Below are 15,115 nucleotides of genomic sequence, written 5' to 3'. Positions count from 1 at the left end.
AAAAAAAGCCCCGCTAGCGGGGCTTTTTTTATGTCAAACCGAAGGGACCTTCTCTGCAACGTGGCTGATAAGCTTGATGTAACTGCGCGATTGCCGTTGCTGCTGGATTATCTCACCGGTTTTATCCATCACGCCGTTACCCTGATAACGCCAGGTCATTAAATGGTTTATGGTCGGAATTCGCGCGCAGGCCCAAGCCAGATAGCCATCGATATCACTGATGGCTTCCAGTGAGGGGAAGTAGGTTGAGCGTAATCGACCGGAGGCGGGGTGCAGCCGCAGGTTATCGCCATGGCTGAACTCAGGATCCGATAACTTGGTGATGGCTTGTCGAAGAGTGCAGAGCTGCGTGGCGGCTTCTAGCGGATCGCTTTGGGCATTGATCCAGGCGGTTTCTGCTGGCGTCTGCGTAGGGATCGACGTGACATGGGCGGGGCGCAAATGAACAATCTCGATATCAATCCCCACTTTCCCCTCTTCGCTCAGCAATATCGCCAGCGTATTGCCCGCATAGGCCACACTGAAATCGGGAAGATGGGGATCGATAAAATGAGGACGCTCATCAGGCGAAAGCGTTATTGCGGGTAATACCGGGTAGCCGAAAAAATAGAACATCATCTCGGCCAGCAGTGCTCGACTTTTTAAGTAACGTTCGCGCCGCCTGGCAGGGAGCTCCTGCGCCGCGGCGATCAGTGCATCGGGCAAGCGTTGTAGATCGGGTAATGCCTCCGTGCCGGTCCACCTGACAAAATGGCAGGTCATGCTTCACTCCGTGATAGTCACCAAGGGATGAATGTTCTCCGATTCACCCCGATAAAATACAAATTATATGCATATTAACAGACTATTATATGAACAAAAGTAAAAATACCCATAAGTTTGGGCTATTGACCCTCAACGGTATCATCGTTTCTGTCTTACAACAGGCGAATATCCGCGTTATCACGCGCCGCCTGTTGCTGCTTTTTGAAACTCCGCTGTTGCAGCTCACTGTTGTTCACCAGGGTCAGTGCGGATGTCGGACACACCCGCACGCACGAGGGGGAAGCGGCAACATCGACGCAGAGATCGCACTTGTGCACCTCGCTTTTTGCCGCCGCGCCTTGTGAGGTCAGCACCACGTCAATCGCGCCAAAAGGACAAGCAATAACGCAACTTTTACAGCCAATGCAACGGGATTGAATGACCTGAATGCTGTCGTGGTGGCGCACCAGCGCATCATGAGGGCACACGCTGGCACAGGGGGCGTTTTCGCACTGGCGGCACAATACCGGCACGCTCACCTGTGCGCCTTTGATCACCTTCAGGCGCGGGAAGAAACGCGCTTTGTCGATGGTGGCATCGGCGCCGCCCGCATGGGCGACGGCACAGGCGATTTCACAGGTGCGGCAGCCAATACATTTACTGGCATCGGCAATCACAAAAGCGTTCATTGAAGCGTTTCCTCGCGCGACGAGTTGAACTGAGAAGCCAGCGAGACCGCCGGTAAGGAAGCGATGGTGCTTTGTAACCCCATCTGGTCGAGCATGCTGATGGCGGCTTTGCGCCCATCGGCAATTGCGGTGACCACTAAATCCGCGCCGCGTACGGCATCGCCACCGGCAAAAATGCGTGGATGGTTGGTCTGGCACGGACGTCGGCCATTGCCGCGCGCCGGCGCGTTGATGTGACCCCAATCATCCAGCCTCACCTTGGCCTCTTCGAGCCACGGCATGCTGTGCGGCTGGAAGCCAAACGCCGTGATGACGGCCTCGGCGGGTTGGACAAATTCGGAACCGGGGATCACGCGGGGCCGACGGCGGCCGCTGGCATCGGCCTCGCCCATCTCCGTTCTGACCAAGCTGATGCCGCAGACGTTGCCTTGCTCATCCAGACAAATCTTTTGCGGCTGAACGTTAAACATAAATTCCGCGCCCTCTTCGCGTGAGTTCTTCACCTCTTTTTTCGAGCCCGGCATGTTGGATTCATCGCGGCGATAGGCGCACGTTACGGATGCCGCGCCCTGACGCAGTGAGGTTCGCAGGCAGTCCATGGCCGTGTCCCCCCCGCCGAGCACCACCACGCGCTTTCCTTCCATCGAAATATAGGGTTCTTCTTCCAGATCGGGCAGACCCATAACCCGTTTAGTGTTGGCAATCAGGAACGGCAGGGCATCGTAAACGCCGGGCGCATCTTCATTTTCCAGGCCCGCTTTCATCGAACGGTAGGTGCCGACGCCGAGGAACAGGGTTTCGTATTCCTCCATGATGTGCGACAGCGCGATATCTTTCCCGACTTCGGTATTGAGTTGGAAGTGAATGCCCATTTCGCTAAACAGGTGGCGGCGATGGGTCAGCACTTTTTTGTCCAACTTGAAGGGAGGAATACCAAAGGTGAGCAGGCCGCCAATCTCTGGATGGCGATCGAACACGGTAACCTCAACGCCATTGCGTGCCAGCACGTCCGCACAGGCTAAACCGGCGGGCCCGGCACCGATGATCGCTGCGCGCTTGCCGGTCGGCGTAACGCCGCTCATGTCCGGCTTCCATCCCATCGCCATGGCGCTGTCCGTGATGTAACGCTCGATATTGCCGACGGTAACCGCGCCGAATTCTTTACCCAGCGTACAGGCACCTTCGCACAAGCGATCCTGCGGGCATACGCGACCGCAGATCTCCGGCAGGCTGCTGGTTTGGTGTGAAAGCTCTACCGCTTCCAGAATGCGGCCCTGCTTCGCCAGGCTGATCCAGTGCGGAATGCTGTTGTGCAGTGGGCAGGTCCATTCACAAATGGAATGATTGCCGCAGGAGAGGCAGCGGCTCGCCTGATCTTGCGTCTGCTCGGCGGAGAAACCGTGATAAATTTCGTCAAACGTGGTTTTGCGCAGCTCAATGGGCTTTTTCTTCGCCTCTACGCGCGGCCAGTTTTGGCGCTGTTTGAGTGGATTGACGCTTTTGGTCGACATGATCGGCGTGGTGCGCTGCCAGGTGGTGGCAGAACGCTGCGCCATCGCCTGTTGCTTGGCTTTTCGCTTCGCCTCCAGCGTCTGTTCGCTCACCAGCGTGAGCGCTTGCGTCGGGCAGGCCGCCACGCACGCCTGACCTTCTGGGCGGCCGATACACAGGTCGCATTTATGCGCGAGCGAGGCCGGGCTGGTGGGTTCTGCAACCATCGACATCGCGCCAAACGGGCAGGCAAGCACACAGGTTTTACAACCGATGCATTTATCTTTTAACAGTTGGATGCTGTTGTCTTTGCGCACCAGCGCCTGCGTAGGGCATACGCTGGCACAGGGGGCATCTTCACAGTGGCGGCAGGTTACCGCAGAGCGCAGCTCCGGCGTGTTGAAGGCCTTGATGCGGGGTAAAAACGCGTCCGCACTTGCAGGATACTGGTTGTCGTTGTGTGAAATGACACAGGCGATTTCACAGGCTTTACAGCCCATGCAATCTTGAGCGTTAGCAATAACAAAGCGATTCATAACCTCTCCCTGACACATCTAGCCGATAAAAAAGAACCCAGAGTGGTGACGACAAACGTCCCGCAGCCTGTTTGCCGCGTACATTTCCCGCGCCGGATGAGGAAAGATCATCGGCGAGGCGTTACTCTCTGATTGTTAACGTTCGATTTTTTGTCTGGTCACCCAGAAAGCGGTTTGGAAGGGGTTGGCACGGGTCTCGTACTTGCAGGAGAAAACACAAGAAAAAATACAACTTCCCCCCATTTACTGTCTTTCATCCTACTGGCTCCCTCTGTCTGTAATCTTGATGTAGGACATGTAAATAGAGGGTTAATGAGGGAGAAGCGTTGTAGGGAATAAAAACAAAATACTGTGTTGTCTCAGTGAGTTACGTTGCTGTGTTTTACGTAGAGCAACATCGATTTTTCAGCATAATGTGCCAGTAAATGACGGAATTATAAACGATAACCTTGGTGTTGTTGTGGTTTTGGCGTTTTTTGTTATTAAAATTAAGAAAAACAGCTAGTGACAGGTCTTTACATTCATCATATTGTAATAGGGCGAATTAATTACATTTAACATAATGAATTTACTCGTGATTTATGTAATTCCCACGGAAATAGTCGGTAAAGATCACAAAAGAATATTGATAAGGGATTGGTCTATGAACAAAAAAATCATTCTGGGTTCTCTATTGGTATCCGCGGCATTATTAAGTGGATGTGCAACAGAGTCTTCACGCAGCGTTGAGACCCCTAAAGTTACCTCCTACCAAACGGCATATCAGGGCGTTCGTAGTCCGATATCTGTCGGAAAATTTGAAAACCGCTCGAACTACATGAACGGCATTTTCTCTGATGGCGTTGACCGTCTGGGAAATCAATCAAAAACCATTCTGGTGAGCCACCTTCAGCAGACCGGTCGCTTCAATGTGTTGGATCGTACCAACATGGAAGAGATCAAGGCAGAAGCGGGTATCAAAGGCCAGCAACAAAAACTCAAAGGCGCGAGCTATGTCATCACGGGTGATGTAACCGAATTCGGGCGCAAGGAAGTGGGCGATCACCAACTGTGGGGCATTCTCGGTCGCGGAAAAACGCAGGTTGCCTACGCCAAAACCACGTTGAACGTGGTTAATGTGCAAACGTCGGAAGTGGTTTACTCGGTACAAGGCGCGGGTGAATACACGCTCTCTAACCGTGAAATTATCGGCTTTGGCGGCACGGCAAGCTACGACTCCACCCTGAATGGCAAAGTGTTAGATCTTGCTATTCGTGAAGCGGTGAACAACCTGGTATCCGGTATTGAGAGCGGCGCATGGCGCCCGAGCAACTAACAGCATAGGGATTGCTACGTATGTCTTATGGAAAAAAAGTCGTACTGCTGCTGGCGGCAGCGGTACTGGCAGGTTGTGCCACAGAACCCAAAACGATTTATAGCTGGGATAATTATCAACCGACGCTGTATCAATATTATCAACAGGATAAAACCAGCTCTGAAGAACAGATCACCGCGCTGAATCTGGCGCTTGAAAAAGCCAAAGCGAAAAATAAACCGGTTCCGCCCGGCTTACACGCTCAGCTTGGCTTACTCTACGCCAATACCGGGCGGGGCACGGAAGCCCGTCAACAGTTTGAAACGGAAAAAGCGCAATTTCCAGAGTCTGCGCCGTACATGGATTTTCTGTTGAGCAAAAATAAAGGAGCGGCCAAATGAACCGTTTGTTGGGATTTCTCGGGCTGGCATGCGCTTTGGTCCTGACCGGCTGTGCCAAGCCGACACCGTATGATTACACCGCGTTTAAGCAAAGTCGGCCGAAATCCATTCTGGTACTGCCACCGCTCAACCATTCCCCGGATATCAAAGCGGGTCCCAGCATGTTGACGCAGGTGACCTACCCGTTGGCGGAAGCAGGATATTATGTGTTGCCGGTAGCGGTAGTGGATGAAACCTTCAAGCAAAACGGCATGACCACGGCGCAGGATATTCACGCGCTGAGCATCGATAAGCTGCGCCAGATTTTCGGGGCTGATGCTGCGCTCTATTTGGATGTCAAAGATTACGGCTCCAAGTACATGGTGCTCAGCAGCGAAACGCGTGTCACGGCGGAAGCCAAGCTGGTGGATTTGAAAACCGGCAAACAGATTTGGAACGGTGTTGCCACGGCGTCCAGCAGCGAGCAGCAGTCCAACTCTAATGGCATCCTTGGCGCCTTAGTGCAGGCGGCAATAGAACAGATTGCCAGTACGGTGTCTGACAAAGGGCATGACATTGCCGGTATCACCAGCGTGCGCCTGCTCTCTGCGGGTACGCCGCGCGGTGTGCTGTATGGCCCGCGTTCGTTGCAATACGGCAAAGATGGCCTGTAAGTGATATTCCGTACGATTGATAATGCCTGAAGACATTATCACGAAAAGTGGAGCGCAGCAGGTTGCGCTCCACTTTACTTATCCATTCGTTATCAAAATATCCCCTTTCACATAAAGCCGATTGTTAGTAGTTTTTTCGATAAAAAAACACAAAATAGAAAAAACTTCAGAATCTTATTTAAAGGTGTGAAATGGCTGTTAATCTGCTGGGCGAACAACGATTAAGTACTAAAAATTATGCTAATTTAATCAAGCATAATGAAAAGGATAAAGCGACCCATTTAAACGTGTGGGACAAATTTTGTGATTTGTTCAGAAAGTGCAAAAAAAGCGATGTTGTTAATACCTTTTATAATCTTATTCATGGTGATGGCCGCAATCATGATAATAGCGGGAAAAATGCGTTTTATCATTTTGAACAGTTAAGGCATATGGCGGATCCTGATGACAGACATTTGTTTACCACGCGTGTTGCTGAAATCAATGGCGATGAGAATAAATATATATTTTTAATCGATAATGTGGAAATAGCCACTGTGTCGGTTAAGAGTTGGGATGCGCTTTATAGGCTGGAGCATAATTCACAGCCTTTGATCGATAATTATGAAAAAATTGTCTATGATTATGTTAAAGAAAATAAAAGCAGATTTTTAGATGAATATAAACAGACTAAAATTGCTGATAATTACGGCTCTGACGAGTTAATGGATTACAGTTGCTTTTTTTTGAATAACCACAGTGAAGTGAAAAAAACGCTGTTAGAACGAGGCATTATCAATATCTATGTCATGGATGAAATTAACTATGATATGGATAAAACGATTCCTGTTGAAGATAATCGACGGGGATATGCCCTTACAACCATCGCTGGATCATTGAGAACGGAATATCATTTGGATGGAGATGCGATGTAACCGAGGCATGCACAATGCCCTTTTCCCGATGCTGAGGAAAATAGCATCACACTGCAACCAGGCTGTGAATGAAATACCTTCACAGCCTGACGATAACACGAATCGCCGTGTTGAATTATCGAACAGAACTTGCCAGCGCGCGATCGCTTTCCTGTCGCTCTAACGCTAACTCGATTAATGCCGTAATGAGGTCGGTATAGCTTAGGCCGCTGGCCTGCCACAGTTTTGGATACATGCTGATGTTGGTGAAGCCGGGCAGCGTATTCACTTCATTGATAATCACGTCATCGTCCGGCGTGAGGAAAACATCGACACGCGCCATGCCCTGACATTCCAGCGCCTGGAAAGCTTGCAAGGCAATATGTTGGATTTTTTCGTTAATGTCAGGCGTAAGATCCGCAGGCGCTCGCACCAGCGCACCTTGTTCGTTGATGTATTTGGTATCGTAAGAGTAAAACTCGTCGCTCAGCACAATTTCGCCACAGACGCTGGCCTTCGGGTGATCGTTACCCAGCACCGCACACTCAATTTCTCTGCCAACAATTGCCGCTTCCACTAGCACCTTGTGATCGAACTGGAAAGCCAGCTCCACGGCCTGCTGAAATTCTGCTTCGTTACGAACTTTGCTCACGCCGACAGACGAGCCCTGATTGGCTGGCTTGATAAACAGTGGTAGCCCGAGCGCGCGACTGACGCTGGTGAAGCTGTGATGTTGGCGATTGGCGCGATTCAGGGTAACAAACGGTGCTACCAGCAAGCCTGCATCACGCAGTAGACGTTTGGTGACGTCTTTATCCATGCTGACCGCGGAGCCCAGTACGCTGCTGCCAACAAACGGAATATTGGCCATTCTCAGCAAGCCTTGCAGTGAACCGTCTTCCCCCAGCGTGCCGTGCACGATAGGAAAAATAACATCCAACTGGGTAAGGGCGTGGGCACTCTGGCTTTCGATCACTTGCTGCTGTGTTTGGCCGGGGATCAGCGCTACGCTTTTGTTGGAGCGGTTCAACGCGATCAGAGCGGGGTTCTCGGCATTCAGCAGGTAGTTAGACGCATCGTTGATATGCCACGCCCCCTGCTTGTCGATACCAAGCAGTGTCACATCAAACTTGGCTTTATCAATGGCATCAATAATATTCTTGGCCGATTGTAACGAGACCTCGTGCTCAGCGGATTTACCGCCAAAAATGATGCCCACGCGTAGCTTTTTCATGCGTTGATTCCTGTGTTGTAGTGCCAACCCCGTAGCGCTTAGGGTATTGATTAGATAATCAAGTGCCTCTGCGATCAAGCGCTTCACGGTATTACGGGTAAAAAAAATCCCCGCTCAGGGAATGATGCGTGTATGACGGGTTGAAACGGCATTGTGCTGTTGTTTCGAATACGTGGCCTACGCTAGGCGATGTCATTAATAAACACAGAGGGAGGAATCGCAAGATGGAAATAGAACTTGCAGGGGGAAGGAAATTACACCATTGCAATATGACGAATTTAGTACAGTATGACGATAAAAAAAAAGCAACGGCGTTGAATTTATGGCAACGATTTCTCGATCTATTCAGAATATCGCCAAAAAAGGACGTTATTGACTCTCTTTATGAAAACATTAATGAGTATCCCGCCGCCAAGCTCGGTGGTGCAGTCTATTATCGTTTTTATAATTTCGAGAAACTCAAAGCGTTGGCCTTACCGGCATATAAAAACCTGTTTAAAATAAATGTACAACCGTTGGGAATGCTGGGGATGAGATACACTTTTTCAATCGATAAAGTCGATATTTACAGTTTCGATACACCCAATAATTGGGATTCACTGTCTGAGCTTTCGTTTAATCAATTGCCTTTGATCGAAAACTACAGCCCTATCGTTAAAAAATACGCCTCCGATAATGAGGTTGAGTTTGCCAGACAATTCCCGGATACCAAGATAAAAGATGACTACGGTGGTGATGAAGTCATGGATTATAGCTGCTTTTTTTTAGAGAAAAATCCAGACATTAAACTCACCTTGCTTGAGCATGGTCTCTTCGATCTGGATATCACCAACGCCTTTGTAAAGGAGATGGAAGCTCAACTCAAAGGTGATGATGATAGAATCGGAAGGATCAATTACCGATTGATCACCTTGCAAATATCACTCAAATATCTTGAGAGCAGAGATTGCATGGCATGATATATTCACCGGCAGTGGGGTGTTGAGTGCGTTGGTACAACCCCACTGCCGATGATATCTCGCCTTACCCGCCGCGCTGTTTACTGATGAAATGCCGCCTGCGGCGTTGAAAGTGCGGCTTAAGGAGAGTCAGGTGGAGATTATTCTTTCGGGGGAGGAGGGTATATCGCAGTAGGCTGGAACACCCTTGTCTGTGATGCCAGTGTCGCGTTTGACCTTGTTTTTGCACCGATAAAGGTCTTGTTGACTCTGGCCTAACGATCATTCTTGATTGCTATTGGTTAAAATTATTATTCATCAAAAGCGCCCATCAATATATAGGTCGCATCCTTTCGTTTGTGCTGATCGATCATTGGCACCAGACGTTTGAAGTGTTCGCTGGCGCAATGTTCATCCAGCGCCGCATGGTCTGGCCACTCTTCGATGAAGATGAAGTGCCCGACGTCTTTCTCGTCGACATACAGATCGTAGGCAATGCACAGCGGCTCTTTCTTGGTGGCCTCAACCAACTCTCGATACAGCGGGAGTACGGTTTCAATCGCCTCTGGCTTGATAAAATCTTCGGCAATCACTTTTAGCATGTTGGGTCCTCGGTTTTTGTCGGGTGGCTTTACTTGTCTACACTTAAAATCATTATAAAAAAATTTGTTATGAGTTTTTTTCATGGTCATGGAGCAAAATCATGATTCCATTCTTCGGATCTTATCAGCCTTACGAGCGAGTCCGCTGAAAATGGCGGAACTGATATGCTCAGGAAAATCGGGTGGCAACTGTGCTGACACCTGGGCGATAACATCCCCTGCCTGATTCGCCATATCCTGCATCAGATTGGCGGCAACTTCCTTAGAGAACCCGACATGCCCTGCGGTACTGATGAAATGGCGGGGCTGAATCATCGCGAAATGATACTGACGATTCTTTCCTTGCAATGCCATCGCCATCTTCGCTTTCTTTTCTTGGATGCTGCCACGCTCAAAGAGTGGGTAAGCCGACATCACATCGTAAAATGGGGTCATTCGATAGGATGAGCCGGCCTCGATAAAGAGGCTGAAATTCTTGCCGTGGCCGTCTATTGCTGCCAACATCCAGAACAGGATTTGCGACTTGAAGAACATCTCTCGGTCATGGGTTGCCAAACGTGAGCCCAACAGTAATCTCATTGCATCAGCAATACCGGGACCGCCATCTGATTCATATTTCAATGCAGGTGGAATACCAAGAGCTTGACAGAAATCCTCCTGAGGCAGCCGCATCAACCAGCCGCCGTTACTCGCCCACCGCCGGTCAAAACGTTCAACGATGAGCACTTTCTTTTGACCGAAGACGGCAAGTTCTGCTGCGGGGGTCTTAAACCCAAACGCGTTTGCGATACGCAGGCACAACCACTCATTTTCGCAGCTCTCACTCAGATCGATGTTGTTCTGCACTATCCTGCCGATGGGGAGTTTGAAGATGTGGCTTGTTGGTGTACTACCCTGTGGTCGTTGCCACAGTCCTTGATGCCAAAGCAATGCAGTCTTTTCTTGTGCTCCAGCCAAGGAGATACGGAAGTCGACATCATCAACCATCCCCAAGGGGGCCATCTGATAGCCTTCCAACAGTGCCTCTATTTGCCCTTCATCCAAAGGCGTTGCAATTATTTCAGTCACGGGAGGTATCTGGCTGGCAGGTGGGTAAAGCTGAATAGCTCCAACACAGTCACGCCCTACGCTTGCCAGTAAATCAAAGGGATGAGCTGTTTCTACCTGAAATCTGGCCTGCATTCTGGCGATAATTGCTTCTGAATCCGGCAAAAGGTTGTGAAAGAAATTAAACACCTCAGGTCCCCGGAGTCTGTCACTTCTCAATGGGAGTGACAGTGATATGGGCCGTGCATCATCTTCGGCAAGCCACTCCGGTAGATACTGAAATGACATCGCTCCGCTGCCATCCCGGAACAACGTACCAACGACATCACCGTTCATTGCAACCGTCAGCGTTTGTGTTCTCATTCCTCACCACTCCCTTTTCTGACTCTTTCCCTCGTTCAAAATAGCATCTCTTTTTACGACATGGAGTTCCAGATCCAGCGCAGCGAGGATCTTAAACAACGTATCAAGTTTGGTGGATTCCGGTTTGTTCTCGAAATCAGATACGGTTGTTTGCTTTATTCCGACCCTATCGCCGGTTTCTCGCTGAGTCTTCTTATGGCTTTTGCGTTGGTCACGGACCACATTTGCTAACGCCGACGGAGATGTCACTCTCATACTTTTTCCTTTAGCAAGCGCACAGTATTAACCCCTATAGAGGGTAAGACCCATATAACCTCTATAGGGGTTAAAATAAATATAACCCCTGTAGGGGATATTATCAATATAACCCCTGTAAAGGTTAAACCGTATATATCCCATGAGGGCGGTGCCACTTCTTTTCGCAAGTGGACAGATCTGTGAGCACTAAAGAACGATGTTCCCGTAAGCAGTATTCCCCCGAACAGGGGCTTGGATTGGTCAAAATGGCCTTAGATACCACGATGAAGGCACCCGAGGTTTTTTACATCACTTCCCAATACAAAAACTCGAGAAAATCCGTCCCAACAAATCATCGGAAGTAAATTCCCCGGTAATCTCATTCAGCGCCTGCTGTGCCAGTCGTAGCTCTTCTGCCAGCAGTTCGCCTGCGTAAGCGCTCACTAACTGTTCTTTGCCTTGTTCCAGATGCTGTGCGGCGGTTTCCAGTGCTTGCAGGTGGCGGCGGCGTGCCAGGAAGCCCCCTTCGGTGTTGCTGGTAAAGCCCATGCTCTGTTTTAGATGATTACGCAGGATATCGATGCCATCACCGGTTTTAGCGGACAGGCGAATCAGCGAGTAAGTGTTTATCTCTTCAATGCCTTGTGGCTCGCCGGTAATGTCGGCTTTATTGCGCACCACGGTAATCGGCAGTGTGGCAGGCAGGCGCGCCATAAACTCCGGCCAAATCTCGGCAGGCGATGTGGCATCGGTGGTGGTGCTATCAACCATAAACAGCACGCGATCGGCCTGCTCAATCTCTTGCCAGGCGCGCTCAATGCCGATACGTTCCACTTCGTCGCTGGCATCGCGCAGTCCGGCGGTGTCGATGATATGCAGCGGCATGCCGTCGATATGGATATGCTCGCGCAGTACGTCGCGCGTGGTGCCCGCAATAGCGGTTACGATCGCCGCCTCGCGTCCAGCCAGTGCGTTAAGCAGGCTGGACTTGCCCGCATTCGGGCGTCCAGCAATCACTACCTTCATACCTTCACGCAGCAGGCTGCCCTGATGCGCTTCGGCCTGAACATCGGCCAGATCGGCCATCACGCCGTTGAGTTCTGCCTCAATCTTGCCGTCAGAGAGGAAATCGATCTCCTCATCAGGAAAATCAATGGCAGCCTCGACATAGATGCGCAGATGAATCAGCGCTTCCACCAGACGGTGAATGCGGGTCGAGAAGGCGCCCTGTAAGGAGTTCAGCGCAGAGCGCGCTGCTTGCTCGGAGCTGGCATCGATCAGGTCAGCGATAGCTTCGGCCTGCGCCAGATCGAGCTTGTCATTGAGAAACGCGCGTTCGGAGAACTCGCCGGGGCGCGCAATACGCAGGCTGGGCAGTGCCAGAATGCGCTGCATCAGTAAATCAAGAATAACCGGGCCGCCGTGCCCTTGCAGTTCCAGCACGTCCTCACCGGTAAAGGAGTTGGGGCCAGGAAACCAGATGGCTATACCCTGATCCAGCGCGCTGCCGTCGGCATCGCGAAACGGCAGGTAATCCGCATGGCGCGGTTTGGGTAATTTACCCAGCACGGCACGCGCCACGTCGGCCGCCTGCTGGCCGGACACGCGCAAAATACCTACGCCGCCGCGTCCGGGGGGCGTGGCTTGGGCTACGATGGTATCGGTATGGCTCATGATGGTTTCTCTGTGGCGATTAAACAAAAAAAATAAGGCGGCCCATAGCCGCCTTATTCTCAGACTTGTGCAGTCCGCTTATTTCTTCTCTTTCTTGTCGCGGCTGTGCAGGCCTTTCTTCTCCAGCCCGCGGTAAATCAACTGCTGCTGGATAATGGTGACCAGGTTGCTGACGATATAGTACAGCACCAGACCTGACGGGAACCACAGGAAGAACACGGTAAAGATAACCGGCATGTAGGTCATGATCTTCTGCTGCATCGGGTCGGTCACTGTGGTCGGCGACATCTTCTGAATGAAGAACATCGTGATACCCATCAGGATCGGCAGGATGTAGAACGGGTCTTGCGCAGACAGGTCAGTGATCCACAGGATGAACGGCGCATGGCGCAGCTCAACCGAGCTCATCAGCATGTAGTACAACGCCAGGAAGATAGGCATCTGGATCAGCAGCGGGAAGCAGCCACCCAGCGGGTTCACTTTCTCCGCCTTGTACAGCGCCATCATCTCTTGGCTCATGCGCTGCTTGTCATCACCGATACGCTCGCGCATGGCTTGCATTTTCGGTTGCAGCATACGCATTTTTGCCATCGAGGTGTACTGCGCTTTGGTCAGCGGGTACATGATGCCGCGCACGATAAAGGTGATAGCGATAATGGAGAAGCCCCAGTTACCGATGAAGCCGTGCAGGAATTTCAGCAGTTTGAACAGCGGCTGGGAGATAAACCACAGCCAACCGTAATCCACTGACAGGTCCAGATGCGGTGCAACGGCCGCCATCTTGTCCTGAATTTCCGGGCCAACCCACAGCACCGCGCTGATGTCTTTCTGCGCGCCCGCGTCAACGGTTACCGGCGTGGCTTTAAAGCCAATGGCGGCCAAACCGTTACCCAACTGCGAGGTATAGAAGGTGTTGGCACCTGCGGTGGTCGGGATCCACGCGGTAGCAAAATACTGCTGCAACATGGCAACCCAGCCACCCTCGGTGGTGACGTTCAGGTTTTCTTTCATGTCGCTGAAGCTGTATTTCTTGTACTTATCGTCGCTGGAGGAGAACGCTGCGCCACGATAGGTATGAAGTGCAAAGTTATTGCTGCCGGTGTCGCGGTGTTTCGGCAGATCAATAGACTGTTTCAACTGACCAAACAGCGTCAACTCCAACGGCTGTGCGCTGGTGTTATTCACGTTGTAGCTCACGTTCAGCGCGTAGTCGCCGCGTTTAAGCACGAACGTTTTGGTGAAGGTCACGCCGTCAGCGTTGGTGTAGGTCAACGGAATGGTCAGCGCGTCCTGCCCGTCAGCCAGTTCAAAATGATCCTGTGCGGCAGTAAACAGCGGACGTGCGCCGTTCGCCGGATTATCCGGACCGTGTTTACCCGTCAATCCACTCTGCGCCTGATACACGAATTCCGGCGTGGTTTCCAGCAGCAGGAATGGCGTAGCAGAATGCAGTTTGTCAGGGAACGCCAGCAGATTGGCTTGTTCGATATCGCCGCCGCGCGTATTGATAGTCAGCGACAGCACGTCGGTTTTCACCGTGATCAGTTTACCCTGACCGCTGTTAGGCACGCCCTGGCTGGCGGTATCACCGTTGACTGCGTTCGTCGCTTGCTGGATGGCCTGCGTTGAAGCGGCAGGCGGATTTTTATCCGTCTCCCACGTCTGCCAGATCAGAAAGCTTACGAATAGCAGAGCGATGAGAAGAAGATTGCGTTGCGAATCCATCGTTAATGTTCTCTGTTATTGTCGGGTTTTGGCGGTACGGGATCATCACCACCAGGGTTCAAAGGGTGGCATTTTAATACGCGTTTCAGCGTCAACCAACTGCCTTTTATCATGCCGAACCTGCGTATGGCTTCAATGCCGTATTGTGAACAGGTTGGGCGAAAACGGCAATGAGGCCCTAACAACGGACTTATAACGAGCTGATAACCGCGTATCAGCCCGATCAGGAGGCGCGAGCCAAGCGACAGTGCCGTTGCCATAATTTTTCCAATGCTTCCGTCAACGCGCGATTATCCAGGTCGGCTACCCCTTTTTTCGCGATCACCACAAAATCCATCGCAGGCAGGGTATGTTGATGTAAACGAAAGCTTTCCCGCGTCAGACGTTTAATCCGATTGCGTTCATGCGCACGTTTGACATGCTTTTTGGCGACTGTTAGACCGATGCGAGGATGCCCCAGCGAATTCAGGCGGCCGAGGATGGTGATTTGCGGCGTGCCAGCCCGATGCGGCTGCTGGAAGACAAAAGTGAAATGGCTGGGAGTTAACAAACGTAACTCCCTGGGAAAAGCGAGCTTAACCACTAGGAGGGTTA

16 protein-coding genes and 1 pseudogene are annotated in these 15,115 nt (G+C 51.2%); 6 read left to right on the top strand and 11 right to left on the bottom strand.

Annotation, left to right across the window (positions count from 1 at the left end; genetic code table 11):
• Positions 1–33: 33 nt before the first annotated feature.
• The 3 genes from J5067_RS18200 to aegA all read right to left on the bottom strand — a co-directional run bounded on the left by J5067_RS18200 (position 34) and on the right by aegA (position 3,460).
• Complete coding sequence (locus J5067_RS18200) at positions 34–762, bottom strand: 4'-phosphopantetheinyl transferase superfamily protein (RefSeq protein WP_264645271.1); 729 nt, start codon at positions 760–762, stop codon at positions 34–36.
• 155 nt (positions 763–917) lie between these two features.
• Complete coding sequence (locus J5067_RS18195; RefSeq protein WP_264651708.1) at positions 918–1,433, bottom strand: 4Fe-4S binding protein; 516 nt, start codon at positions 1,431–1,433, stop codon at positions 918–920.
• The gene (gene aegA, locus J5067_RS18190) at positions 1,430–3,460 is read right to left on the bottom strand and encodes a formate-dependent uric acid utilization protein AegA (RefSeq protein ID WP_264651707.1); all 2,031 of its coding nucleotides are present in this window, start codon (positions 3,458–3,460) and stop codon (positions 1,430–1,432) included. The genes J5067_RS18195 and aegA overlap by 4 nt, the downstream gene beginning before the upstream one ends.
• A 643-nt stretch (positions 3,461–4,103) precedes the next feature.
• Between aegA and J5067_RS18185 the strand changes: the two genes are divergently transcribed.
• The 4 genes from J5067_RS18185 to J5067_RS18170 all read left to right on the top strand — a co-directional run bounded on the left by J5067_RS18185 (position 4,104) and on the right by J5067_RS18170 (position 6,722).
• Positions 4,104–4,775 carry a CsgG/HfaB family protein gene (locus J5067_RS18185; RefSeq protein WP_264645268.1) on the top strand — a complete coding sequence of 224 codons (672 nt, stop codon included), beginning with the start codon at positions 4,104–4,106 and terminating at the stop codon, positions 4,773–4,775.
• A gap of 20 nt (positions 4,776–4,795) precedes the next feature.
• On the top strand, positions 4,796–5,155 hold the full coding sequence (locus tag J5067_RS18180; protein WP_264651706.1) for a DUF4810 domain-containing protein: 360 nt from the start codon (positions 4,796–4,798) through the stop codon (positions 5,153–5,155).
• A complete protein-coding gene (locus tag J5067_RS18175) occupies positions 5,152–5,808 on the top strand; it encodes a DUF799 domain-containing protein (protein ID WP_264651705.1) in 657 nt (218 codons plus the stop codon). The genes J5067_RS18180 and J5067_RS18175 overlap by 4 nt, the downstream gene beginning before the upstream one ends.
• A 191-nt stretch (positions 5,809–5,999) precedes the next feature.
• Positions 6,000–6,722 (top strand): hypothetical protein, encoded by a 723-nt coding sequence (locus J5067_RS18170; RefSeq protein ID WP_264651704.1) that lies wholly within the window; start codon positions 6,000–6,002, stop codon positions 6,720–6,722.
• A 115-nt stretch (positions 6,723–6,837) separates the two neighbouring features.
• On the opposite strand, the gene ddlA is transcribed toward J5067_RS18170, so the two are convergent.
• A complete protein-coding gene (ddlA, locus tag J5067_RS18165; protein ID WP_264651703.1) occupies positions 6,838–7,935 on the bottom strand; it encodes a D-alanine--D-alanine ligase in 1,098 nt (365 codons plus the stop codon).
• A 224-nt stretch (positions 7,936–8,159) separates the two neighbouring features.
• Here ddlA and J5067_RS18160 point away from each other — a divergent pair, with 224 nt between their 5' ends.
• Positions 8,160–8,894, top strand: coding sequence for a hypothetical protein (locus J5067_RS18160; RefSeq protein WP_264651702.1), 735 nt, complete (start codon positions 8,160–8,162; stop codon positions 8,892–8,894).
• Positions 8,895–8,967: 73 nt separating this feature from the next.
• Positions 8,968–9,069 (top strand): annotated as a pseudogene (locus J5067_RS23245) (hypothetical protein); the annotation flags it as partial.
• A gap of 115 nt (positions 9,070–9,184) precedes the next feature.
• Here the strand turns inward: J5067_RS23245 and J5067_RS18155 are convergent.
• From J5067_RS18155 to rnpA, 7 genes are all read right to left on the bottom strand, one after another.
• A complete protein-coding gene (locus J5067_RS18155; RefSeq protein WP_264645262.1) occupies positions 9,185–9,475 on the bottom strand; it encodes a putative quinol monooxygenase in 291 nt (96 codons plus the stop codon).
• A 99-nt stretch (positions 9,476–9,574) separates the two neighbouring features.
• Positions 9,575–10,885, bottom strand: coding sequence for a type II toxin-antitoxin system HipA family toxin (locus J5067_RS18150; protein ID WP_264651701.1), 1,311 nt, complete (start codon positions 10,883–10,885; stop codon positions 9,575–9,577).
• Between the two features lie 3 nt (positions 10,886–10,888).
• Positions 10,889–11,140, bottom strand: coding sequence for a helix-turn-helix domain-containing protein (locus tag J5067_RS18145; RefSeq protein ID WP_264651700.1), 252 nt, complete (start codon positions 11,138–11,140; stop codon positions 10,889–10,891).
• A 291-nt stretch (positions 11,141–11,431) separates the two neighbouring features.
• The gene (gene mnmE, locus J5067_RS18140) at positions 11,432–12,796 is read right to left on the bottom strand and encodes a tRNA uridine-5-carboxymethylaminomethyl(34) synthesis GTPase MnmE (protein WP_264651699.1); all 1,365 of its coding nucleotides are present in this window, start codon (positions 12,794–12,796) and stop codon (positions 11,432–11,434) included.
• 78 nt (positions 12,797–12,874) lie between these two features.
• Positions 12,875–14,521, bottom strand: a complete 1,647-nt coding sequence (gene yidC / locus J5067_RS18135; protein ID WP_264624434.1) for a membrane protein insertase YidC — start codon at positions 14,519–14,521, stop codon at positions 12,875–12,877.
• Positions 14,522–14,523: 2 nt separating this feature from the next.
• Positions 14,524–14,781, bottom strand: a complete 258-nt coding sequence (gene yidD / locus J5067_RS18130) for a membrane protein insertion efficiency factor YidD (protein WP_222159001.1) — start codon at positions 14,779–14,781, stop codon at positions 14,524–14,526.
• Positions 14,745–15,104 (bottom strand): ribonuclease P protein component, encoded by a 360-nt coding sequence (gene rnpA / locus J5067_RS18125; protein WP_264624433.1) that lies wholly within the window; start codon positions 15,102–15,104, stop codon positions 14,745–14,747. The genes yidD and rnpA overlap by 37 nt, the downstream gene beginning before the upstream one ends.
• Positions 15,105–15,115: the final 11 nt, after the last annotated feature.

It is taken from the genome of Candidatus Symbiopectobacterium sp. NZEC151 (genome assembly GCF_025962655.1).
Classification (GTDB): domain Bacteria; phylum Pseudomonadota; class Gammaproteobacteria; order Enterobacterales; family Enterobacteriaceae; genus Symbiopectobacterium.
The sequence above is the reverse complement of the archived record's forward strand: the minus strand, read 5'-3'. Positions and strand labels throughout refer to the sequence as shown.